At 35.9% G+C, this 20,363-nt stretch carries 24 protein-coding genes; 19 read left to right on the forward strand and 5 right to left on the reverse strand.

Going from position 1 to position 20,363, the window contains the following annotated elements; genetic code table 11:
* Positions 1 to 193 precede the first annotated feature (193 nt).
* Positions 194 to 769 carry a YkoP family protein gene (locus RUH74_RS14490; protein ID WP_313801168.1) on the forward strand — a complete coding sequence of 192 codons (576 nt, stop codon included), beginning with the start codon at positions 194 to 196 and terminating at the stop codon, positions 767 to 769.
* 14 nt (positions 770 to 783) lie between these two features.
* Here RUH74_RS14490 and RUH74_RS14495 read toward each other — a convergent pair whose 3' ends face one another.
* A complete protein-coding gene (locus tag RUH74_RS14495; RefSeq protein ID WP_313801170.1) occupies positions 784 to 1,635 on the reverse strand; it encodes a metallophosphoesterase in 852 nt (283 codons plus the stop codon).
* 136 nt (positions 1,636 to 1,771) lie between these two features.
* Here RUH74_RS14495 and RUH74_RS14500 point away from each other — a divergent pair, with 136 nt between their 5' ends.
* Positions 1,772 to 2,890: an MGDG synthase family glycosyltransferase gene (locus tag RUH74_RS14500; RefSeq protein WP_313801172.1), complete on the forward strand. Its 1,119-nt coding sequence runs from the start codon at positions 1,772 to 1,774 to the stop codon at positions 2,888 to 2,890.
* 59 nt (positions 2,891 to 2,949) lie between these two features.
* On the opposite strand, the gene RUH74_RS14505 is transcribed toward RUH74_RS14500, so the two are convergent.
* Positions 2,950 to 3,579 (reverse strand): TVP38/TMEM64 family protein, encoded by a 630-nt coding sequence (locus RUH74_RS14505; RefSeq protein ID WP_313801174.1) that lies wholly within the window; start codon positions 3,577 to 3,579, stop codon positions 2,950 to 2,952.
* Positions 3,580 to 4,062: 483 nt separating this feature from the next.
* Between RUH74_RS14505 and RUH74_RS14510 the strand changes: the two genes are divergently transcribed.
* Together RUH74_RS14510 and RUH74_RS14515 are read left to right on the forward strand one after the other, a co-directional pair.
* Positions 4,063 to 4,518 carry a GNAT family N-acetyltransferase gene (locus tag RUH74_RS14510; protein WP_313801176.1) on the forward strand — a complete coding sequence of 152 codons (456 nt, stop codon included), beginning with the start codon at positions 4,063 to 4,065 and terminating at the stop codon, positions 4,516 to 4,518.
* A 31-nt stretch (positions 4,519 to 4,549) separates the two neighbouring features.
* A complete protein-coding gene (locus RUH74_RS14515) occupies positions 4,550 to 5,101 on the forward strand; it encodes a histidine phosphatase family protein (RefSeq protein ID WP_313801178.1) in 552 nt (183 codons plus the stop codon).
* Between the two features lie 226 nt (positions 5,102 to 5,327).
* Here the strand turns inward: RUH74_RS14515 and RUH74_RS14520 are convergent, their stop codons facing one another.
* On the reverse strand, positions 5,328 to 6,923 hold the full coding sequence (locus tag RUH74_RS14520) for a catalase (protein ID WP_313801180.1): 1,596 nt from the start codon (positions 6,921 to 6,923) through the stop codon (positions 5,328 to 5,330).
* Between the two features lie 220 nt (positions 6,924 to 7,143).
* On the opposite strand from RUH74_RS14520, the gene RUH74_RS14525 reads away from it, so the two are divergent.
* The 11 genes from RUH74_RS14525 (at position 7,144) to RUH74_RS14575 (ending at position 15,679) form a co-directional block, all read left to right on the forward strand.
* Entirely contained in the window at positions 7,144 to 7,404 is a 261-nt protein-coding gene (locus RUH74_RS14525) for a metal-sensitive transcriptional regulator (RefSeq protein ID WP_313801182.1), read from the forward strand.
* Positions 7,405 to 7,471: 67 nt separating this feature from the next.
* Positions 7,472 to 7,831, forward strand: a complete 360-nt coding sequence (locus RUH74_RS14530; protein WP_313801184.1) for a rhodanese-like domain-containing protein — start codon at positions 7,472 to 7,474, stop codon at positions 7,829 to 7,831.
* 23 nt (positions 7,832 to 7,854) lie between these two features.
* Entirely contained in the window at positions 7,855 to 8,151 is a 297-nt protein-coding gene (locus RUH74_RS14535; protein WP_313801185.1) for a rhodanese-like domain-containing protein, read from the forward strand.
* Positions 8,152 to 8,201: 50 nt separating this feature from the next.
* Positions 8,202 to 9,854 carry a CoA-disulfide reductase gene (locus tag RUH74_RS14540; protein ID WP_313801186.1) on the forward strand — a complete coding sequence of 551 codons (1,653 nt, stop codon included), beginning with the start codon at positions 8,202 to 8,204 and terminating at the stop codon, positions 9,852 to 9,854.
* 200 nt (positions 9,855 to 10,054) lie between these two features.
* Complete coding sequence (locus tag RUH74_RS14545; protein WP_313801187.1) at positions 10,055 to 10,282, forward strand: sulfurtransferase TusA family protein; 228 nt, start codon at positions 10,055 to 10,057, stop codon at positions 10,280 to 10,282.
* A gap of 60 nt (positions 10,283 to 10,342) precedes the next feature.
* On the forward strand, positions 10,343 to 10,822 hold the full coding sequence (locus tag RUH74_RS14550) for a DsrE/DsrF/DrsH-like family protein (protein ID WP_396230046.1): 480 nt from the start codon (positions 10,343 to 10,345) through the stop codon (positions 10,820 to 10,822).
* Between the two features lie 75 nt (positions 10,823 to 10,897).
* Complete coding sequence (locus tag RUH74_RS14555; RefSeq protein WP_313801188.1) at positions 10,898 to 11,476, forward strand: sulfurtransferase TusA family protein; 579 nt, start codon at positions 10,898 to 10,900, stop codon at positions 11,474 to 11,476.
* A 40-nt stretch (positions 11,477 to 11,516) separates the two neighbouring features.
* Complete coding sequence (locus RUH74_RS14560) at positions 11,517 to 12,644, forward strand: MBL fold metallo-hydrolase (RefSeq protein WP_313801190.1); 1,128 nt, start codon at positions 11,517 to 11,519, stop codon at positions 12,642 to 12,644.
* Positions 12,645 to 12,754: 110 nt separating this feature from the next.
* Positions 12,755 to 13,531, forward strand: coding sequence for a sulfite exporter TauE/SafE family protein (locus tag RUH74_RS14565; RefSeq protein WP_313801192.1), 777 nt, complete (start codon positions 12,755 to 12,757; stop codon positions 13,529 to 13,531).
* A 256-nt stretch (positions 13,532 to 13,787) separates the two neighbouring features.
* On the forward strand, positions 13,788 to 15,452 hold the full coding sequence (locus RUH74_RS14570; RefSeq protein ID WP_313801194.1) for a sensor domain-containing protein: 1,665 nt from the start codon (positions 13,788 to 13,790) through the stop codon (positions 15,450 to 15,452).
* A gap of 101 nt (positions 15,453 to 15,553) precedes the next feature.
* Positions 15,554 to 15,679, forward strand: a complete 126-nt coding sequence (locus RUH74_RS14575) for a hypothetical protein (protein WP_313801196.1) — start codon at positions 15,554 to 15,556, stop codon at positions 15,677 to 15,679.
* A 120-nt stretch (positions 15,680 to 15,799) separates the two neighbouring features.
* Here the strand turns inward: RUH74_RS14575 and RUH74_RS14580 are convergent, their stop codons facing one another.
* On the reverse strand, positions 15,800 to 16,036 hold the full coding sequence (locus tag RUH74_RS14580) for a DUF2187 family protein (protein WP_313801198.1): 237 nt from the start codon (positions 16,034 to 16,036) through the stop codon (positions 15,800 to 15,802).
* 160 nt (positions 16,037 to 16,196) lie between these two features.
* On the opposite strand from RUH74_RS14580, the gene RUH74_RS14585 reads away from it, so the two are divergent.
* Entirely contained in the window at positions 16,197 to 16,856 is a 660-nt protein-coding gene (locus RUH74_RS14585; RefSeq protein ID WP_313801200.1) for a TetR/AcrR family transcriptional regulator, read from the forward strand.
* 103 nt (positions 16,857 to 16,959) lie between these two features.
* Positions 16,960 to 17,424, forward strand: coding sequence for a CBS domain-containing protein (locus RUH74_RS14590; RefSeq protein WP_313801202.1), 465 nt, complete (start codon positions 16,960 to 16,962; stop codon positions 17,422 to 17,424).
* Positions 17,425 to 17,479: 55 nt separating this feature from the next.
* Here RUH74_RS14590 and RUH74_RS14595 read toward each other — a convergent pair whose 3' ends face one another.
* Positions 17,480 to 18,634 (reverse strand): acyl-CoA dehydrogenase family protein, encoded by a 1,155-nt coding sequence (locus RUH74_RS14595; RefSeq protein WP_313801204.1) that lies wholly within the window; start codon positions 18,632 to 18,634, stop codon positions 17,480 to 17,482.
* Between the two features lie 187 nt (positions 18,635 to 18,821).
* Here RUH74_RS14595 and RUH74_RS14600 point away from each other — a divergent pair, with 187 nt between their 5' ends.
* Together RUH74_RS14600 and RUH74_RS14605 are read left to right on the forward strand one after the other, a co-directional pair.
* Positions 18,822 to 19,637, forward strand: coding sequence for an ATP-binding cassette domain-containing protein (locus RUH74_RS14600; RefSeq protein WP_313801206.1), 816 nt, complete (start codon positions 18,822 to 18,824; stop codon positions 19,635 to 19,637).
* Between the two features lie 4 nt (positions 19,638 to 19,641).
* Positions 19,642 to 20,340 carry an ABC transporter permease gene (locus tag RUH74_RS14605; RefSeq protein ID WP_313801208.1) on the forward strand — a complete coding sequence of 233 codons (699 nt, stop codon included), beginning with the start codon at positions 19,642 to 19,644 and terminating at the stop codon, positions 20,338 to 20,340.
* The last annotated feature ends 23 nt before the right edge of the window (positions 20,341 to 20,363 follow it).

Here is a 20,363-nt window from a genome sequence, read left to right on the forward strand (position 1 = left end):
CTACCTTGACAGGGTAGGGGTCGGGGGTTCAAATCCCTCTCAGATCATTCCTTAAAGCGCATTCCAAAATTTGGAATGCGCTTCTTTTATTTTTCCATTTTTTTACTCCTAGTGCAAAAATTCCACAAATAATATATTGGGACCATGTGAAAAATAAAATGACAGAGGAGACCTAGAAGGAGAGTTAGGATACATGAGAGGTTACGTTCTTTCATTATGGAGCTTAATTGACCCCATTTACTATCACTGCACACGCCTTTCGTACCTACCAAGTGAAGGCAGTATATTGAGAGTCAGACTGACAAAATATAAAGGGCGGTGTATTGTTCTATCAGATGGAACACTTATCAATAAAAATGATCTGTTAGTGAAAATTCATCTTCACAATGTCAGATTACTGAAGGAAATAAAAGATATAAATAGTGATTTGAAAAAAGCAAAAGTAATTTATCGCTACGTTCAAAAGTCATTGCCTGCCGTTGAAACCTACATTAGGAACTATTGCAATTCTAACGAGATAAAAGGAATTATAGGTATTACTCATATTAATAAGGGCTGTGAAAGGCTTGGTTTTGAGGTAGTTGATATCATTCACCCGGTTTACAAATGGTTTAAACGCCTTGCCTTTTTGTCAATAGGAGTTCTCTCTACTAAAGATACTTCTATTTGGAATATTCTTAAGCAACAAAATCCATATTATTTATTTATGTCCACAAGTAAATTATCAAATATGTATGGGCATCTGAATGTAAAAAAGGAAAAGCTGTAAATAGGAGCCTTTCCTTATATTGCTGTAACGCCTTTATGAACATCTACTAGCAATGATAACTCATGAAAGGTAATCTCAGGCCGACTTCCTACACGGATGTTTATACCTGTTTGCCCTAGCCCTTCACTTATATAAAACGGTTTTCCGTTTCGCATATGAAATCCTTTTATAATATTCATCCTTGCAAGTTTGCCCATTTTTGCAAGATGATAAGCTTTCGGATAACAGATCTGCCCTCCATGAAAGTGTCCAGCAAGTAAATAGTCAAAATGATATTTTTCCATGTGCAAAACAACAGTAGGATCATGGGTTAACACTAAGGTTGTTCCTTGTTTAATTCCTTTAAACGAATCCTCTAGGTTGCTGCGTTTTGTACTAAAATCATCAATTCCTATAATATGAACCGGTTCGCCATGAAAAATAATCATCTCATTTTCATTCCTCAAAACCTTGCAGTTATATTGTTCAAGCATTTTTATTAATGCATGTAAATGATGATCGCGTAAAACATAATCATGGTTCCCTAACACAGCAAAGATGCCATGCTTTGCATTTAATTGGTTCAAAATTTTGAGGTAGGGGGCAAGCTTAGGAATAGTACGTTTACGGTCGAGAAAATCTCCAGTGAGTGCAATGATATCAATAGGTTCATCTTTTAATTGTTCAAACAGCTCTTCAGGGGAAATAGATATATTTTCAAGATGCAGATCGGATAGTTGAAGGATCTTTAACTTAGGGCAGTGACCATTGGGCTCTTCTTTATTGACTTTAATCTTATTAATCACAATTTTCTTTGTGTTATTATAGGCTGATTTTATCAAGTAAAGAAAAAATATGATTAATAATGAAAATAACAATAATTTCAAATTTAAATCACTCCTTCGTTAACACAAATTATACATGAAAAAACTAAGTATTTTACAAGTAATAGCTGGTAAAGGTCCCATGTCAGCATATTCCATTAAATCAAGTCTGGAGAAAAAAACCGAAGAGAGGTGCAGGATGAAAAGGTCAAAGATTGTATTATTTTTACCTTTTTTGCAAATACCGTCTGGACACCATCAAGCGGCAAATGCATTAATTGATGGAATTCAAAGTATTCATTCTCATATTCGGTGTGAAAAAGTTGATATTCTTTCTTACAGCTATGGAAGAGTAGAATTCTTCATATCGAAAATATACTTAAAATGGATACGAATATTTCCAAGCTTTTATAATCTTATTTATCAAACCTCAGTCTATAAAAATATCGAGCATAATAAACGTTTTTGGGTATATGAAATGTTGTTTATCCCTTTTATAAAAAAATTAATAAAAGAAAAGCAACCAGATCTCATTGTTTGTACTCACTCCTTACCTGCATACATGTTAAATTACTTAAAAGGAAAATCAGAAGTTAGTATTCCGGTAATCAATGTGTATACAGATTATTTTATACACCGATTTTGGGGGATAGAGCACATTGATTATCATTTTGTACCCTCACTTCAAATGAAAAAGTTCTTGAATGAAAAAGGAATTAGTGACGAACGGATTATCATTACAGGAATCCCGATTCATTCAAAAATTAAGAAACAAAGAGAAAAAACAGGGTCCAGAACTCCATCTATGCCTTCAGTTTTAATTTCTGCAGGGAACCTAGGAGTAGGAGGAATCGAGAAATTAATTCTAAATATTGCGGAGGGGAAGTCTGACCACCGTATACAATATTATGTTTTATGCGGAAAAAATATAAATTTATACGAAAAGCTTGCAGGTATGCAAAAGAATCATATTGTTCCGTTCCCGTACATTAGCTGCAGAGAGAAAATGAACGAACTTTATGAAAAAGCAGATGCCATTTTAACAAAGCCTGGCGGAGTTACAGTTAGCGAAAGTATTTTTAAGAGAAAACCGATTTTTATCTATGATGCTTTACCTGGACAAGAAGAAATCAATCTGAAGAAATTAAAAGATTTAGGGTTGGTTTTTCCCCTTGATAAGCAGGATATTCCCGGACAATTATATTCCATACTACAGAATTTTGATGAAAGGGATACATATCAAAATCAAGTAGCCAAATATCACTCATTTATTAATGACAAAGAACCTTCTGAAATAATAGCGGAAATTATTAAGTGAGAGGAGAATGAAATGAAAAGGTGTCTATTTAAATAGGCACCTTTTGTAAATTAGACAACTTAATTAAATTTGGAATTCTGTAAAAACCAGATTTTATATATCAAAAGAATGAAGAGAAGAAATAAAAGGTAAATAAATATCGCCAGTAAAAGATGAAGAAGGGATGAGAACATTTGATTTCCACAATAAGAAATAATAAACATAGGTGGCACTTGTCCGATTGCTGTTGCAGTGGTAAAAGTACGAAAGGAAATGTTTATAACACCTGAATAGGAATTAACGATGAATGGAGGAATAATGGGTACCATCCTGACAAAAAGGATGGCAATAAATGAATTTTTTTCAAGCATCATTTGAAATCTTTGGACTCCCAAAAATCGTTTCGAATAATTAATAAAAAAGTTCCAAAAATAATAGCGGGAGAAAAGAAAGTAAATAATGGCGGCTGAAACTCCCCCAAACCAATTAATTAGCAATCCAATTAACACACCATATTTTGCTCCCATTACTCCTGCAAATAAAGTGAAAGGAATTGGAGGGATAGCTGCGAATACTAATGAAAGGAAAAACATAGCAGGAAGGTCACTAGGTTCACTTCTCTGTATCCAGGTAAATATCGAATCTTTATAAATAAGACCTATAACTAAGATAATTATGTAGGCTATTACAACCCACCATTTTTTCATCATAAGTCACTCCGGCTCTTTAGTGTAGGTGAGTATTTACATATTTTTGCCAGAAAAACTGAATTGATTCCAAGTAAATATTGTTAACGAGCTTTTTTGTGAAAGAAGTGAAAAAAGCCAGATTTTCAAAAAAAAGAAGAATCTGGCATGTGACTATTCGGTACTTGTATAAATGGGAGTGAACTTAATATTCTATTTCATCATAATCCTTAGGTTGAGGAACTGGCTGACCATTTTCTCTTTTTGAAATATCATTACTAGTTTGTAACTCATCTTGCATTTGTTCAGTAGACTTTTCATTTCACTTGTCTTTTTTATTCATAGTGTCAATCTCCCTTCAGGTGGTATTATATAATTATTATGGCCATTCTTAACATCTTCTACCCATCTGATAAAGCAGGGCACTATAAAATGAAATTTATCCTTTACTAGTACTTTTTTATTTATAATGTAAGAATGAAAATCGATATTAATTAGGGGGATCTTATGCAAATTCGACGACTAAATGATAATGAACAGCTGCCAATGGATTTATTGTTAACAGCTGATCCTTCTCATAAATTGGTGAAGGAGTATGTAAAACGTGGAGAATGTTATGTTTTAGATCATAAAAACGAAATTATTGGAGTTTATGTTTTACTGCCTACCAGACCAGAAACTGTAGAACTAGTAAATATTGCTGTGAAAGAGGACAGACAAGGAGAAGGCATAGGTAAGAGATTGATAGAAGATGCATTACATCGATCAAAGGAAAAAGGATATAAGACGATTGAAATAGGAACAGGGAATTCAAGTGTAGGGCAATTGGCTCTTTATCAAAAATGCGGATTTAGAATGATCGGTGTTGATATAGATTTCTTTATAAGACATTACGAGGAAGATATTTTTGAAAATGGAATATGGTGCAGGGATATGATCCGATTGGCTCAGGACTTGGATTAAGATTCGAGATTCTATGAAAGTGGGGAGATGTATGGAAAAAAGGATTTATTTAGTTAGACATTGCCAAGCAGAAGGACAGCCACCTGAATCACAATTGACTGTAGAGGGGATAAAGCAAGCAGAAGAGTTAGCTACTTTTCTCAGTCTTTTTAAAGTTGACAGAATCATCTCAAGTCCTTATTTGCGAGCTGTCGAAACCATTAAGCCTTTTTCACAGAAAACAATGATTGAAATTGAGACGGATGAACGACTAGCAGAACGTTTACTTAGTGTTAGTTCGATGCCTGATTGGTTCGAAAAACTTAAGATGACATTCAGTGATATGGAATTAAAGTATGAAGGCGGAGAATCTAGTAAAGAAGCGATGGATCGCATCGTACAGGTAGTAAATGAATGGATCGGAAGCGATGCACAAAGTTCTGTAATCGTCACACATGGGAATCTCATGGCATTACTATTAAACTTCTACAATCAGACGTTTGGCTTTGATGAATGGCAGCAATTAAGTAATCCAGATGTGTTTCGTTTGTATTTTAAAAATAATGAAGTACATTTTGACCGAATATGGGAAAAAAATTATTAAATGAAGAGGTTACATATAAGTTAGAAATGAGCTCCCTAATTCTTCTCAAATAAACCGAATGCTCCTCGTGTTCGGACACTAAAGCTTCACAACCGTCAAAGAATTTTGAAGTGGAATCAAATTCGGAAGCTCAAGAAGCTTCCGAATTTGTCTTCACCCATTTTCTTGGCGATTCACTACTTTTCAAGCCCCTCACCAGTTAAGATATTCCTCTTTATTAATAAATTTAATATGGTTCAGCTTCGTGTCCTTTTTCAATGGCCTTCTCAGGTGCTTGATCCCCATTTCTGTTTCCAAGAGGCTTCTGATTGGAGCCCTCTTTGGATGCTTTTGCTAATCCTTCTCTTAGTCTCTTGCCATATTCATTGTCTGCTTCTTCAGCAAGTGCAATCATTTTCTCTTGAATTCGCTGATCGCATGTTGAAAGGTCTGTAATAAGGTTTGTTAATAGCTCATCCTTTTCCCATTGTTCAAATCTGCGATACGTTTCACCAGCTTGCTTCGTATTGCTTTGCCTATCGATGGATTGGCGGACAAGCCTTCCCTCAATATGTGGCGTGTACTCCTTTCCAACTTGCTCTGCTTCCTCTAATCCGCCTAAAATGGATGGCTCATAATTAATATGCGGGTTTTGACCAGGGGCGCGATCCACTTTATATTGCATTTGACCGCCGCTTTGATTGGTTGCTACGCGTTTTTTTGGTGCATTAATTGGCAGCTGTAAATAATTGGCTCCCACACGATGGCGCTGAGTGTCGGAATAGGAGAAGGTTCGACCTTGAAGCATTTTATCATCTGAAAAATCTAGCCCGTCCACAAGCACGCCCGTTCCAAATGCAGCTTGCTCTACCTCTGTAAAATAGTCCTCTGGATTGCGATTTAAGATCATTTTTCCTACTGGAAGCCATGGGAACTGATCCTCTGGCCAAAGCTTTGTATCATCGAGTGGATCAAAATCCAATTCTGGGTGCTCATCGTCACTCATAATTTGAACAAGAAGCTCCCACTCAGGGTAATCCCCACGCTCAATCGCTTCATATAGATCCTGTGTTGCATGATTGAAGTTTGTTGCTTGAATTTCGCTTGCTTCCTTCATTGTTAGGTTTTTGATTCCTTGTTTTGGTTCCCAATGATATTTAACAAGGACTGCAACTCCATCACTGTTTACCCATTTATATGTGTTTACCCCTGAGCCCTGCATCATCCGGTAGTTGGCTGGAATTCCCCATGGAGAATAGACAAATGTCACCATATGGAACGTTTCAGGGGAGCTCGCACAAAAGTCAAAAAAGCGCTGACTGTCTTGAATATTGGTTATTGGATCAGGCTTAAAGGCATGAATCATATCAGGAAACTTAATGGCATCCCGGATAAAGAAAATTTTTAAGTTATTCCCAACAAGATCCCAGTTTCCGTCTTCTGTATAAAATTTAACCGCAAATCCACGTGGGTCACGAAGAGTTTCAGGTGAATGTCCGCCATGGATAACTGAAGAGAATCGCACGAACACAGGGGTTCGTTTTCCTTTTTCCTGGAATAATTTCGCACGTGTATATTTAGAAACGGGTTCATCACCAGCTGTTCCATATGCTTCGAAATAACCATGCGCTCCAGCACCGCGGGCATGAACGACACGTTCAGGAATACGTTCTCGGTCAAAGTGGCTGATTTTCTCAATGAAATCGTAATTTTCTAATGTAGCCGGTCCTCGATTTCCAACGGTCCTTATATTTTGGTTATTTGTAACTGGGTGACCTTGCCTGTTCGTTAACGTATTTTCGTTTTCTACATTCGTTTCATGACTGCTTTGTTCATTTGTCATCTACCTATCTCCTTTGGTGGTAATAAACATACGTGTACTAGTATTTTTCAACTACATAGGCTATTTTCCCCAGTAACGATAAAAAAATCCTCTTTTAGCTACAAATGTTTCGTTGACAATATACCTGTAAGGGTATAATATAACGATATAAGATCCATACTAATTCTGCACGATAAGTAATAGGAAAATGAACGATTAAGTGATAGAAAGAGGTTATTACATGGAGTATAATGATCAAATTAAAAATAGAGTGAAGCGAATGGAAGGGCAGCTAAGAGGAATTTTAAAAATGATGGAAGACAAAAAAGACTGTAAAGAAGTGATTACCCAATTGTCAGCGGTTCGTTCAGCCGTCGATCGAACAGTAGGAGTCATTGTCAGTTCTAATCTAGTGGAATGTGTTCTTGAGGCAGAAAGAAATGGAGAAAAAACAGATGAATTGATTAAAGAAGCAGTTAACCTGCTTGTGAAAAGCAGGTAATAAAGAAGAAGGAAACTTCTTTTTTTAGATATTTATATACCTATAGGGGTAATGGGAGGGGATGCAAATGGAATATTTAAAGTATATTATTTTCGTGCTTGTCATTCTTTTAATTATATCACGGATGCTACCGACTAAAGGTGTAAGACAAATTAGTACATTAGAATTGAAAAAAGAATTAACTAATAAAAATAAACAATTTATTGATGTAAGAACACCTGGAGAATTTCATTCGCGCAATATCCGTGGATTTAACAATATTCCTCTTCAACAATTAGCTCAAAAAGCAAATGAGCTATCAAAGGATAAAGAGGTAATTGTTATCTGTCAAAGTGGCATGAGAAGCAACAAAGCTAGCAAATTATTAAAAACATTAGGATTTAAAAATGTAACGAATGTCAAAGGCGGCATGAACGCATGGTCGTAACTAAGAAGAGGAGGAAATGAATAATGAAATCAATTACTGCGAAAGAAGTAGAAACACGATTAAATGAAGGAAAAGAACTCGATATTATCGATGTTCGAGAAACGGAGGAAGTTGCAGAGGGAAAGATTCCAGGAGCGGTTAATATTCCACTAGGTTTAGTTGAATTTCGTATGCATGAGTTAGAGAAGACAAAGGAGTATATAATCGTTTGTCGATCTGGTGGAAGAAGTGGGAGAGCAGCACAATTACTTGATAGCCATGGCTTTCAAGTCATTAATATGACTGGTGGTATGCTTTCATGGGAAGGGAAAATTGAATAATAATTAATATAAAATAGTACCTAAGTGGGTATGTATTTGGAGGAGAAGGTATGAAACAGAAGATGATCATCGTAGGCGGGGTTGCTGGGGGAGCAACGGCTGCTGCAAAGTTAAGAAGAATTAGCGAAGATGTAGAAATTGTTCTCATTGAACGAGGCGAATATATCTCTTTTGCCAATTGTGGTTTGCCTTATTATATTGGTGAAACGATTAAAGAAAGAGGAAAGTTATTAGTACAAACGGTTAAAGGGATGTCTGAACGCTTTAATATGGATATTCGCCATTTAAGTGAAGTTATAGAGATAGATTCAGAAAACAAAAAAGTTACTATAAAAAATTTACAAACAGATGAACTATATCATGAAACATACGACAAGCTTTTACTTTCGCCTGGTGCAAAACCAATTGTTCCGCCAATCCCTGGATTAGAAGAAAATAAAACATTATTTACGCTAAGAAATATCCCGGATACTGACAAAATCAAAAACTATGTTGATAACCAAAATCCTAAGAATGCTGTAGTGATCGGGGGAGGATTCATAGGAATAGAAATGGCTGAAAACCTCGCGGCAAGAGGGATAGAAGTAACAATTATCGAGATGGCTAATCAAATTATGGCACCGATTGATTTTGAAATGGCTAGTATTTTGCAAAAACATTTAATGGATAAAGGTGTGAAGCTAATTTTAGAAAATGGTGTCCAGTCATTTGCTGACAAAGGCAGGAAGGTTATCTTGTCAGACGGAATGGAACTAGAAACAGATATGACGATTTTGTCTATTGGTGTAAAGCCGGAAAATGAATTAGCAAAGTCGGCTGAGCTTGCGATAGGTGAAGGTGGTGGAATCATCGTCAATGAATATCTTCAAACCTCAAATGAGGATATTTATGCTGTTGGTGATGCCGTAGAGGTAGTCGATTACATTAGCGGCATAAAGGCGGTGATTCCGCTTGCTGGCCCAGCTAATCGCCAAGGACGGATTGCCGCAAATAATATGATGGGCAAAAAAGAAACATATCAAGGTACTCTTGGCACTTCCATTGCGAAGGTGTTTGATTTAACTGTCGCTTCAACTGGAAATAACGAAAAAACACTAAAACGTTTAGGCATCCCATATGAAGTTGTTCATATTCATCCAAGCTCTCATGCGGGATATTATCCTGGTGCTGCACCAATCTCATTAAAATTAATTTTTGATCAACAAACCGGAAGGATCTTTGGGGCTCAAGCAGTTGGAGCAGATGGCGTGGATAAAAGAATAGATGTAATTGCAACAGCAATAAAGGGCGGATTAACCGTTGAAGATTTAACTCATTTAGAACTGTCATACGCCCCGCCCTATTCCTCTGCAAAAGATCCAGTGAACATGGCGGGATATGTGGCCACGAACGTTATGGAGGGGGAACTGGAACAGGTACAATGGCATGAGATAGATGAAATTATTGCTGAAGGCGGATTATTAATTGATGTTAGGGAACCAAAAGAACGCGAAAATGGATATATTGATGGTTCTGTAAATATTTCCTTACATGAAATCCGTGAGAAATTAGAGAAACTTCCGAAGGATCAAACCATTTATGTTAGTTGTCAAGTTGGCCTAAGAGGGTATTTAGCTAGCAGGATTTTAAAAAATAACGGGTTTAATGTTAAGAATGTGGATGGTGGCTGGAAGACGTATTCTTTTGTTTACGGACGCAATTAAGGGGCATTTATCTACAAAAGCTATAAAGTGTTAAGCCTACAAAGCAGGGAGATTTCCATACAAATGAAATTTACCTGCTTTGTATCGTCAATTTTAATGCTCTGTTATAAATGCTTTAAATTTTTGATTGACTTTCTTTTTTTCTTTTAATAATATACCTATAGGGGTAATGGTAAAATAAAAACTTGGAGGAATTAAATATGACTGTAGATAAAGTATTAGATGCAAAAGGTTTAGCATGTCCAATGCCAATCGTTAAAACAAAGAAGGCAATAAATGAACTAGAATCTGGTCAGGTATTAGAGGTTCATTCAACTGATAAAGGTGCTAAAAATGATCTAACCGCATGGGCAAAATCTAGTGGACATGAGCTTTTGAAGCACAAAGAAGATAATGATGTGCTGAAGTTTTGGATTAAAAAGGGATAATTTTTTAGTTTAATAAATACCTATACGGGTAACTGTAAAATAATTTTAACGGAGGAAATTATGAGCGAAAAGAAAAAAACAACGATTGTATTATTCAGTGGGGATTATGATAAGGCAATGGCAGCTTATATCATTGCCAATGGTGCAGCAGCATATGATCATGAAGTAACGATCTTCCATACATTTTGGGGATTAAATGCCTTGCGAAAAGATGAGCAGATTGACGTTAAAAAAGGTTTTATTGAAAAAATGTTTGGAAAGATGATGCCTAGAGGTGCAGAGAAAATGGGTCTTTCCAGAATGAACTTTGCTGGTTTTGGTCCAAAAATGATTAAAGATGTTATGAATAAGCATAATGCGATGTCTCTTCCGCAGCTAATTGAAATGGCGCAAGAACAAGAGGTTAAATTAGTTGCATGTACGATGACAATGGATTTATTAGGATTGCAGCAAGAAGAGCTATTAGAGAATATTGAATACGCCGGAGTGGCAGCCTATTTAGCAGATGCAGAGGATGGGAATGTAAACTTATTTATCTAATAAAAAGATACAAGATTAAAATTTTTTAAGAACAATAATACCTATATGGGTACATGGTGAATTGGAGGCATAATAATGGAAACTATTAAAGCAAATGTACGACTAGATGCAAAAGGATTAGCATGTCCAATGCCGATTGTGAAAACAAAAAAGGCAATGAACGATTTGGAAGCTGGACTTGTTCTAGAAGTTCAGGCAACAGATAAAGGCTCAAAAGCAGACTTAAAAGCTTGGGCTGCGAGCAGCGGTCATCAGTATTTGGGAACACTTGAAGCGGGAGAGGTATTAAAACATTATTTAAGAAAGTCATCTAGTGATGAAACTATTGAAAAAAAACATCAAAATGTAATAAATAATGAAGAGCTTCAGAAAAAACTAAACACGAATGATAATATCGTTGTACTGGATGTCAGGGAAGCGGCAGAATTTGCATTTGACCATATTCCAAATGCAAGATCTATTCCGTTGGGAGAATTAGAAGATCGATTAAACGAATTAAACAAAGAAGATCACATTTTCGTTATATGCCGTACAGGAAGCCGCAGTGATCTTGCTGCCCAAAAATTAACAGAAAAAGGGTTTATCCATGTTGTTAATGTGCTGCCTGGCATGAGTCAATGGTCTGGAGAAACAGAAAGTGTTCAAAAAAAGTAAAAAATTTTAACATATTTTATACCACAGGGGGTAATTAGGGATGTCTGTTAAACGGATGACACCAAAAGAAGTGACAAGAAAAGTTATCAATCGAGAAGAATTATTTATTTTAGATGTGCGAACTGAATCAGATTTTGCAGACTGGAAAATTGAAGGGAAAAACTTTGACTATTTAAATGTTCCTTACTTTGATTTGCTTGATGGGGTCGAAGATATTCTTGAAAAGCTGCCTTCTGCTAAAGATATCCTTGTCGTATGTGCAAAGGAAGGTTCCTCTATCATGGTTGCCGATATGCTAGCCGAAGCAGGCTTATCAGTATCCTATCTAGAGGGAGGGATGAAGGCTTGGAGCGAACACTTAGAGCCTGTGAAAGTTGGGGATCTAGACAGCGGTGGGGAAATCTTTCAATTCGTTCGTATCGGTAAAGGCTGCTTATCCTATATGGTGGTTTCTAATGGAGAAGCTGCTATTATCGATGCTACACGTATGATTAATTATTATCTTGATTTTGCCAATCACTTGGATGTAACGATTACACATGTATTTGATACACATTTACATGCAGATCATATATCAGGCGGCAGAATGATTGCAGAGAAAACAAAAGCTGCCTACTGGCTGCCTCCTAAAGACGCAGTGGAGGTAACCTTTGATTACAGTCCGCTTGAAGGTGGAAGTATCGTGAAAATTGGAAATACAACAATTGATATTTACGCAGTATATTCTCCAGGACATACAATTGGCTCCACTTCGTTTGTCGTTGATGAAAAGTTCTTACTTTCAGGGGATATTCTATTCATTGATTCGATTGGAAGACCTGATCTTGCTGGAATGGCAGAGGACTGGGTTGGAGATTTAAGAGAAAGTTTATACTCACGCTATCGAGAACTTTCCTGGGAACTCACCGTTCTGCCTGCACACTTTATGATCATTGATGAGTTAAATAAGAATGGAAGTGTTGCAGAAAAATTAGGCACTTTGTTTGAAAACAATCATGGATTAAACATTGAAGATGAAAACGAATTTAGAAAACTTGTAACAGAAAATTTGCCGCAACAACCAAACGCCTATCAGGAAATTCGTCAAACAAATATGGGGAAAATCCATCCTGGTGAAGAGCAGCAGCGTGAAATGGAAATGGGTCCTAATCGCTGTGCTGTTAGGTAATCTTAATGAAGCTACTATAAGTAGAGTAAGACATTAGTAAAATTCTAGAGCAAAAAAATCTACTATAAAAGGGAACCTGAAGAGGTTCCCTTTTATTAGGAGGAAATAAGATGGATGTTGAATTTATTATGACGATTTTTTTAATTGGATTTATTGGTTCTTATATTTCTGGGATGCTAGGTGTAGGAGGATCGATAATTAACTTCCCGATGCTGCTGTTTATTCCCGCAGTACTTGGTGTGGCAGAATTTAGTGCACATGAGGTTTCTGGAATAACCGCCATTCAAGTATTTTTTGCTACTATAGGTGGTGTCTTGGCGTATCGTAGAGGTGGATATTTAAATAAAACATTAATTGCTTACATGGGTACTAGTATTCTAATTGGCAGTTTTTTTGGCGGATTTGGCTCCACTCAGATGACTGAAGGAGGAATCAATCTTGTTTATGGAATCCTTGCTTTAATAGCAGCAGTTATGATGTTCGTTCCGAAAAAGGGCATTGATGATATACCTTTAGATGAGGTGAAATTTAATAAATGGCTTGCAGCATTCCTTGCATTAATAGTTGGAATAGGGTCAGGAATCGTTGGTGCAGGAGGGGCGTTCCTGTTGGTGCCAATCATGCTTGTTGTGTTAAAAGTACCAACACGGATGACTATTGCCTCCTCACTGGCCATAACATTTATCTCTTCAATTGGCTCAGCTGCTGGAAAGATTACGACAGGGCAAGTTGAATATTTTCCGGCACTTATCATGGTAGCTGCAAGTCTCATTGCTTCACCTCTTGGAGCTTATTCAGGCAAAAAGATGAATACAAGAGCTTTACAGATGATTTTAGCTTTATTAATTCTGGGAACATCAGTAAAGATTTGGCTAAATATTTTATAGTTTAATAGTTTGCAAGAAAAAGACATAATCATAATGTCTTTTTCTTATGTTCTCCTAATTAATACGATTGTTAGATCTTTGGACCATCTCATGGTCATTATTATCACAAGGGAAAATATATTACTTTTTAGTTATTGCTAAGAAAATTAAATATGTGTAGTATTATTCTGAAGAAAAAGGTTATATACTATTATCCTCATCACAATAGGTTAAATAAAATATATTAGTAGAAGAAAAATAAGAAGGGTGATGATTCATGTTTGAAGTCAAAGGGGATTTATTAAATAGTGTTTTAATGGAAGGGATAAAAGAAAGTGTCTTCATCGTGAAGGTTATTAATGACTTGGATTTTGTCTATGTTTATTTAAACCGTGCCGCTATGGAGAAAACAGGACTAACAAAGAATATAATAGGACAATCAATTCGTGAAATTTATACAGCCGAAAGAGCGGATTTTTTAATTGAACAATATAAAAAAGCTGTTATTAGCCTTGAAAGTGTAACATATGAAGAATCAAACACTTCTCTTTTAGGTGAAATGTATTATTCAGAAATAACACTATCTCCTCTTTTCGATGATTCAAACAAATGTACACATATCGTTGCAGTTGTTCATGATGTAACAGAAAAAAAATGGGGTGAATTTGAATTAAAGAGCTATTGGGATAGCCTTCTTGAAAGCAAACAACGGTATCGTTCCTTGTATGAATTTAATGTAGATGCTATTTTTTCCATTAATAGGAATGGTCAGATCATCAAAGGAAATGCTGCTGTTAAAGATGTGACTGGCTACGATGCAAATAGCCTAATCGATTCTAATTTTATTTCACTGGTTGCTGTTGAACATATTAATACAACAATGGATAGCTTTAATCGTGCAGTTGAAGGGAAAAATCAGCATGTAAATATTGCTATTACTAATAAATCTGGTAACCGAGTGGAAGTCATTTCAAAATTCACTCCGACAATCGTGAATGGTGAAGTGGTTGGTATTTATTGGATTTTAAAGGATGTTACTGAACAATTAATGATTCTGAAAATGTATCAGGAAAGTGAACAGCGTTTTAGAATTATTGCAGAAAACTCTCAAGATTTGATAACGATGCTTGATGAAAAGGGAAAGATTATATATGTATCCCCATCTTATAAAACTGTACTAGGTTTTAATAAGGAGGAATATTTAGGAAAGTATTTTTTTCATAATATTCATTTGGAACATAAGGATCAATTGTGGGAATCGGTTTTGCAATCGATTAAAAATGAAGAATCATGGAAGTTGCAAGTACTGAACAAGCATATGACAAAAGGGTGGATTTGGTGTGAATTATGTGGCACACCTGTATATGATAATCAACGTCAATTCATACATATGGTGTGTGTGACAAGAGACATTCAATTGCAAAAAGAATACGAATTGAAACTGCAGCATATTGCTTTCCATGATTCATTAACCAATTTGCCAAATCGTCGATTATTTAAAGATAAATTAACCTACACATTCAATGAATCAAAGAAAAATAGCACCAGATTTGCTGTCATCATAATGGACATTGATCACTTTAAAAGTATCAATGACGAAATGGGCCATGATATTGGCGATGAAGTTTTAGTGGAATTTAGCAAGCGGGTTAGTAATTGTCTTCAAGATGATGAAATGGTTTCTCGGCTTGGCGGGGATGAATTTACTGTTCTTTTACCAAATAGAAAGTCAGAAAATGACATAGCGGCAATAGCAGAGGAAATTCAAAGATCTATGGATGAGCCTTGGAACATTTATGGACATGAGTTTAAAATTACCACTAGTTTGGGCATCGCGATTGCAACTGATGAATATGAAAATGAATCAAGTATACTAAAGGCAGCTGATCTCGCACTTTATGAAGCAAAAAGAGCTGGAAGGAATACGTATCGGATTAAATAAATATCGACCTGAAAATCATTCATGTAGACCATCCTGAGGGGTGAATCCTGCATGATTTTTTTTGAATAAGAGAGGAACTAATGCAGGAATACTAATTTGAATTGACAACAGATGAGGTGGTGGCGAAATTACAAAAGGATTGGGATAGAGATATACGCACAGCAGACCGCAATGAAACACATTTAATCCATATGGGAGATTTTCTAACAGAAGGAATTGTCAAGTAATTACCTGATAAGTTTAAATAAAAATAGGTGGATATATTCTGATCGGGGCCCAAGTTCTAAGTGATGTTGTCGAGAACTTGGGCTTTAAGTTTAATCAGTTAAAAGCTGATATTCTATCGTTCACAAATTTCTAACTGAGTCTGAAAATGACAAATGCTTGTTTGTTTTCAATAGCTTATAATTTCGATGAGACACAACGGTATAGGGAGTATCGATATTGATTCGATCGGCATCTGAAGGACTGATTTGTACAATTACACTCGATTCCTTTACCTTAATAACTTCTCCATTAATTGAAAGATTGTTCCGTTTGAAACGGATTTGATCCCCTTCGTTAGCTATCTTACTAGTATACATTTTCAACATTCCCCTATCTAATATGAGATCGGAAATCTAAGATGTGCGAAAAAACGTGAACTGTGGTTCAATTATTACACGCAATTAATTGTCTGTCAATTTTAAAGTGAATCGTAGTTCATGTTTTGCTTGTGATATGATATAGAATGAGGTGATTTTGATGTCTGAAAGAGATGAAGGGCAGCTAGTAGGGACATTTCCTTCTATTCCTAAGCAAATTCGTGCTCAACAAAAAAGACTTGCTTTGCTTGAGAGCGGACGAAGCCTATTTATTAAAAAAGGGTATGAGCAAACAACAGCAAAAGATATAGCTTCCAATGCTGGAGTAGCAACGGGAACATTTTATCGCTATTTTTCTGATAAAAGGCAGCTTCTATTAGCATTATTGGAGGATAAAATGGAAAAGCTAATGCCGCCTGTACCTAATTGGATGCACCGGAATCCTGAACAACTGCTTGCATCCCTTTTGGAAAACTACAATAATTCATTAGAAGCAATTGGCATACATCGTGTGCTTCCGGAGTTATTGCCAAAAGATCCAGAGCTATCAGAGGTCATGTTAGAAGCAAGAAAGAGTTTGCATGGAAGAATATATAAAGGATTAAAAAGAGCCAAAGATAAGGGGCTTACATGGGAAGACCTAGATTTAGATACGGTTGCCTGGACAATCATCCTAATGGTTGAAAACAGTCCTGAAAAAGCGGAACAAAGTGGGAATCCGCTAGAATATGATGATATGGCTAAGGTCATTTGCAGACTTGTTTTTCCTCCACAAATTATGAAGAAGTTGTATGAAAGTAAAGATGAATATGAAATGTGAATCTTGGTTCATGTTTTATCTTGACTTCAATATCCTAGCATGAAATACTTGAACTACGATTCAAAGTTTATACTATTTGTTCCATCAATGGGGTGTTGATAACGTGAAGGTTAGAGAATTCATGATTACAAATGTAATAAAAGCTCATCCAAATGATAGCATTAAGGAAGTAATGACCATGTTTGTTGAAAAGAAAGTTGGCGGTTTGCCAATTTGCGAAACGGATGGGACATTGGTAGGAATGGTATCTGATGGGGATATTTTGAGATCGATTAAGCCGATCGAGCAGCGTGTCTATGATTTCATCTTTTATATGGAATACTTGGGGGAGGAAAATTTACAAAGCCGTTTAAAAGATCTAACAGAGAAGGAAATCATCAAAATTGCCAAAACAAAAGGACTTATTACCGTCTCTCCAGATGATGAAATCGAGCATGCGGTTACATTATTGTCCAAACATCATTTTAAAAAGCTCCCAGTCGTAAACCAAAATAATAGGGTTGTTGGTGTAATCAGCAGGGGAGATGTGATCAGAAAAATTCAAAAATCGATCCTAAATGAACTATAGAAAATAGAAAGCTGAAGCTCCATAAAGTGGATTTTCAGCTTCTTTATTCCTGATATCAATCAACGGATCGATTAATCGCATTCTTCGCTAGGAGCAGGATCGTCATGTCATCCATCGGAGGGTTATGAAGTCCAGCTCGGACATCCCGATAGTATTGTTGAAGAAGGTTTTTCTTTGATAAACTGCTTGCACCGACTATTCGCATCGCTAAGTCGACGATTGTAATCGCACTGTTTGTGACTGATAGTTTAACTGCTCCTAATTCAGGATTCATCTGATTCCGTTCATCTTTTGCTGAAAGGTCCCATTGTTTAGCAACCGAATAGAGAAAATGTCTGGCTCTTATTAATTCTAATTCCATTTCTCCAATTTTTTGCTGAACATTAGGAAAATCACTGATTGTTCCCTTAATGCTATTTGGGGAATAGCTTTTCGCAAATTCTATTGCGTGGTTTGCTGCAGCTTGAGCGATACCAAGGTAACATGCTGGGATATGAAGCAGCCATCCTGAAGCTCCTTTTTTTCCCGGTTCGAAATATTCAACTAAGTTCTCTTCCTTAACCTTAACATTATTTAATATTAAATCATGGCTTCCTGTTCCCTTCATTGCAATACTATCCCATGTTTCTTCAATTTCAACGCCTTGAGTTGATCTTGATATTAAGAAATAGGCAACCTTATTACTTTCTGGTATAGTAGCTGTTACATTAAAGTAATCGAGGACAGGGGACATGGTTGTATATGTTTTACGTCCGTTAATCAGCCAAAATCCGTCTTGTTTAACAGCTGTTGTGGTTGGCTTTCCTCCCCTTGTTGGACTGCCAGTTTGCGGTTCCGAAGCACAATTATTAATAAGTGCCCCATTCTTCACATCTTCACAAAGCATTCGAAATATGGATTCATTCCAGTTGTTTTTCTCTCCTAAATCCTTAATGATCCCCATATGCCAGCCAATGGATAGAGCAGTTGCTCCATCTCCTCTTGCGATATATTCTTGAAAACGTACAAGATCATATAGAGATATTTCTTCGCCTCCGTATCTTTTAGGGATTGTTAACGATGTATATCCTGACGTTTTTAACTCAGAAATATTTTCGTAGGGAAACGCTCCTTCTTCATCAATCTTTGCTGCTCTAAATAAAAACGATTTTGACAGCGCACTCATTAACTCAAGACGCTCATCCATACTCTGTGTATCTTGAAATTTCATACAATCATCCCTTACATTTAATCGACATTATTATGCATTCTTATAAGAATATTGTAATCCCACACTAACCCTATCGGTTTTTTCTTAATTATATATCTTAATAAAAATGATTCCAAGAATAAGGGAGAACATCTTAAAAACCATCCTATGTAATGGTAAAATAAAGAAAAAAGCAGAGGCAAGTAATATGATCATTTTTGAAGCAGTTGGTGCAGGGAAAAAAATCGATGGTGTAAGTATTTTAAATGATATATCTCTACGTATATCACTAGGGGAAAAAATTGCAATCACCGGGCATAATGGGTCTGGAAAAAGCAGTTTATTAAAACTGATTGGCGGCATATATGAAAGTTCCACAGGTCAAGTAAAAAGAGCGATGAGTAAAACCGGGTATGTACCTGAGCATTTTCCTGAAAATATTCGTTTTAAAATGCAGGAATATTTGCTGCTGATGGGTAAAATGAGCGGTAAATCGGAGTCTGAACTTATGGAGAAAATACATATATATGCAGAGATATTTACTATTAAAGAATTCTTAAATGTTCCCTTAAAGAATTGTTCAAAGGGAACCAAGCAAAAAGCAGGTATTATTCAAGCCTTGCTAATGGACCCTCAAATACTATTGTTAGATGAGCCATTGACAGGTTTGGATGAAGGTACACAATATGAACTTTTAAACGTCTTAGATACATATAAAAAAGAGATTACAATCGTCTTTACAGCACATGAGTCACTGTTGATTGATGGTTTGGCAGATCGGGTGATCACTGTTGCTAATGGAAGGATCATAGAAGATGATAAAAAAGAAATAAAGAAAAAATATAAAAGCATTAAAGCCATCATTCCAAATCAATCGATAGCTTTAGAAATTCCTAGTATTCAAATTCATAATCTAGAAGCAAACACAATTGAGATGACAGTATTGAATGATCATTCTGATGATGTTCTAACTAAGCTTTTACAAAGAGGCTGTTCAATTGTGGAGTTAAAAGAGAAGAGGTAGGAAATTGTCAGCTTTTGTCCGTTATGAACTTCTGAACTTTATTCGATCATTAAAGTTTATTCCTTCAAGTGTGTTATATCTCACATGGGTTTTTATAATGTATGCTTATAAAAACGTACCAATACTAAGCAGCTATGGCGCTTCATCCATTGCATTATACTTAACGATGACATGGATGGCTATGGCAATGTTTACGATGGAAGAAGAAGGTGAAAAACATATTCTGTTTGCACATCTTGGAAGCAAATCGAAGTACTTGAGAGGAAAATGGCTAGCTATATTTATTTCGATGATTCCACTCATGTTATTTGCTATTTTCTTTCCAATTCTAACTGGAAGTTTTAAAGGTGGAATGACGTCGGAATATTATGTTTTAGCGTTATTTTGCCATGTTATTTTTGGTATATTTGGTGTTTTGGTAGGAACACTTTTTTCGGCAACCCGTTTTGCTACGAAGAAGTATGCCTGGCTATCGGCTGTTTTTGTATTGGTTTGTTCACTCGCATCAAAGTCATTGATAGAAACAGCTGCCTTTTTGAAATGGATATTATGGCTATTCCCGCCAGTTTTTTATGTTATTGAACATATGGGGAATGAATTTATTGTAAACAAAGAATTTTGGATCGATATGATATTTGTGATTTTATATATCCTTCTAGCTGCACAAATAATTGTATGGCTATTTTTGAAGAAGGAGCGGTAATAAAAATGAGAAAAGTGAATCAA

It is taken from the genome of Cytobacillus sp., assembly GCF_032154635.1.
Taxonomy (GTDB): Bacteria; Bacillota; Bacilli; order Bacillales; family Cytobacillaceae; genus Cytobacillus.

Excerpts from the sequence above, each read along its gene's own strand:
- RUH74_RS14545 (WP_313801187.1), top strand. The coding sequence starts at position 10,055 with ATGACTGTAGATAAAGTATTAGATGCAAAAGGTTTAGCATGTCCAATG.
- RUH74_RS14510 (WP_313801176.1), top strand. The coding sequence starts at position 4,063 with ATGCAAATTCGACGACTAAATGATAATGAACAGCTGCCAATGGATTTA.
- RUH74_RS14595 (WP_313801204.1), bottom strand. The coding sequence starts at position 18,634 with ATGAAATTTCAAGATACACAGAGTATGGATGAGCGTCTTGAGTTAATG.
- RUH74_RS14535 (WP_313801185.1), top strand. The coding sequence starts at position 7,855 with ATGAAATCAATTACTGCGAAAGAAGTAGAAACACGATTAAATGAAGGA.
- RUH74_RS14585 (WP_313801200.1), top strand. The coding sequence starts at position 16,197 with ATGTCTGAAAGAGATGAAGGGCAGCTAGTAGGGACATTTCCTTCTATT.
- RUH74_RS14540 (WP_313801186.1), top strand. The coding sequence starts at position 8,202 with ATGAAACAGAAGATGATCATCGTAGGCGGGGTTGCTGGGGGAGCAACG.
- RUH74_RS14555 (WP_313801188.1), top strand. The coding sequence starts at position 10,898 with ATGGAAACTATTAAAGCAAATGTACGACTAGATGCAAAAGGATTAGCA.
- RUH74_RS14525 (WP_313801182.1), top strand. The coding sequence starts at position 7,144 with ATGGAGTATAATGATCAAATTAAAAATAGAGTGAAGCGAATGGAAGGG.
- RUH74_RS14490 (WP_313801168.1), top strand. The coding sequence starts at position 194 with ATGAGAGGTTACGTTCTTTCATTATGGAGCTTAATTGACCCCATTTAC.
- RUH74_RS14570 (WP_313801194.1), top strand. The coding sequence starts at position 13,788 with ATGTTTGAAGTCAAAGGGGATTTATTAAATAGTGTTTTAATGGAAGGG.
- RUH74_RS14565 (WP_313801192.1), top strand. The coding sequence starts at position 12,755 with ATGGATGTTGAATTTATTATGACGATTTTTTTAATTGGATTTATTGGT.
- RUH74_RS14515 (WP_313801178.1), top strand. The coding sequence starts at position 4,550 with ATGGAAAAAAGGATTTATTTAGTTAGACATTGCCAAGCAGAAGGACAG.
- RUH74_RS14550 (WP_396230046.1), top strand. The coding sequence starts at position 10,343 with ATGAGCGAAAAGAAAAAAACAACGATTGTATTATTCAGTGGGGATTAT.
- RUH74_RS14520 (WP_313801180.1), bottom strand. The coding sequence starts at position 6,923 with ATGACAAATGAACAAAGCAGTCATGAAACGAATGTAGAAAACGAAAAT.
- RUH74_RS14600 (WP_313801206.1), top strand. The coding sequence starts at position 18,822 with ATGATCATTTTTGAAGCAGTTGGTGCAGGGAAAAAAATCGATGGTGTA.
- RUH74_RS14580 (WP_313801198.1), bottom strand. The coding sequence starts at position 16,036 with ATGTATACTAGTAAGATAGCTAACGAAGGGGATCAAATCCGTTTCAAA.
- RUH74_RS14560 (WP_313801190.1), top strand. The coding sequence starts at position 11,517 with ATGTCTGTTAAACGGATGACACCAAAAGAAGTGACAAGAAAAGTTATC.
- RUH74_RS14500 (WP_313801172.1), top strand. The coding sequence starts at position 1,772 with ATGAAAAGGTCAAAGATTGTATTATTTTTACCTTTTTTGCAAATACCG.
- RUH74_RS14530 (WP_313801184.1), top strand. The coding sequence starts at position 7,472 with ATGGAATATTTAAAGTATATTATTTTCGTGCTTGTCATTCTTTTAATT.
- RUH74_RS14505 (WP_313801174.1), bottom strand. The coding sequence starts at position 3,579 with ATGATGAAAAAATGGTGGGTTGTAATAGCCTACATAATTATCTTAGTT.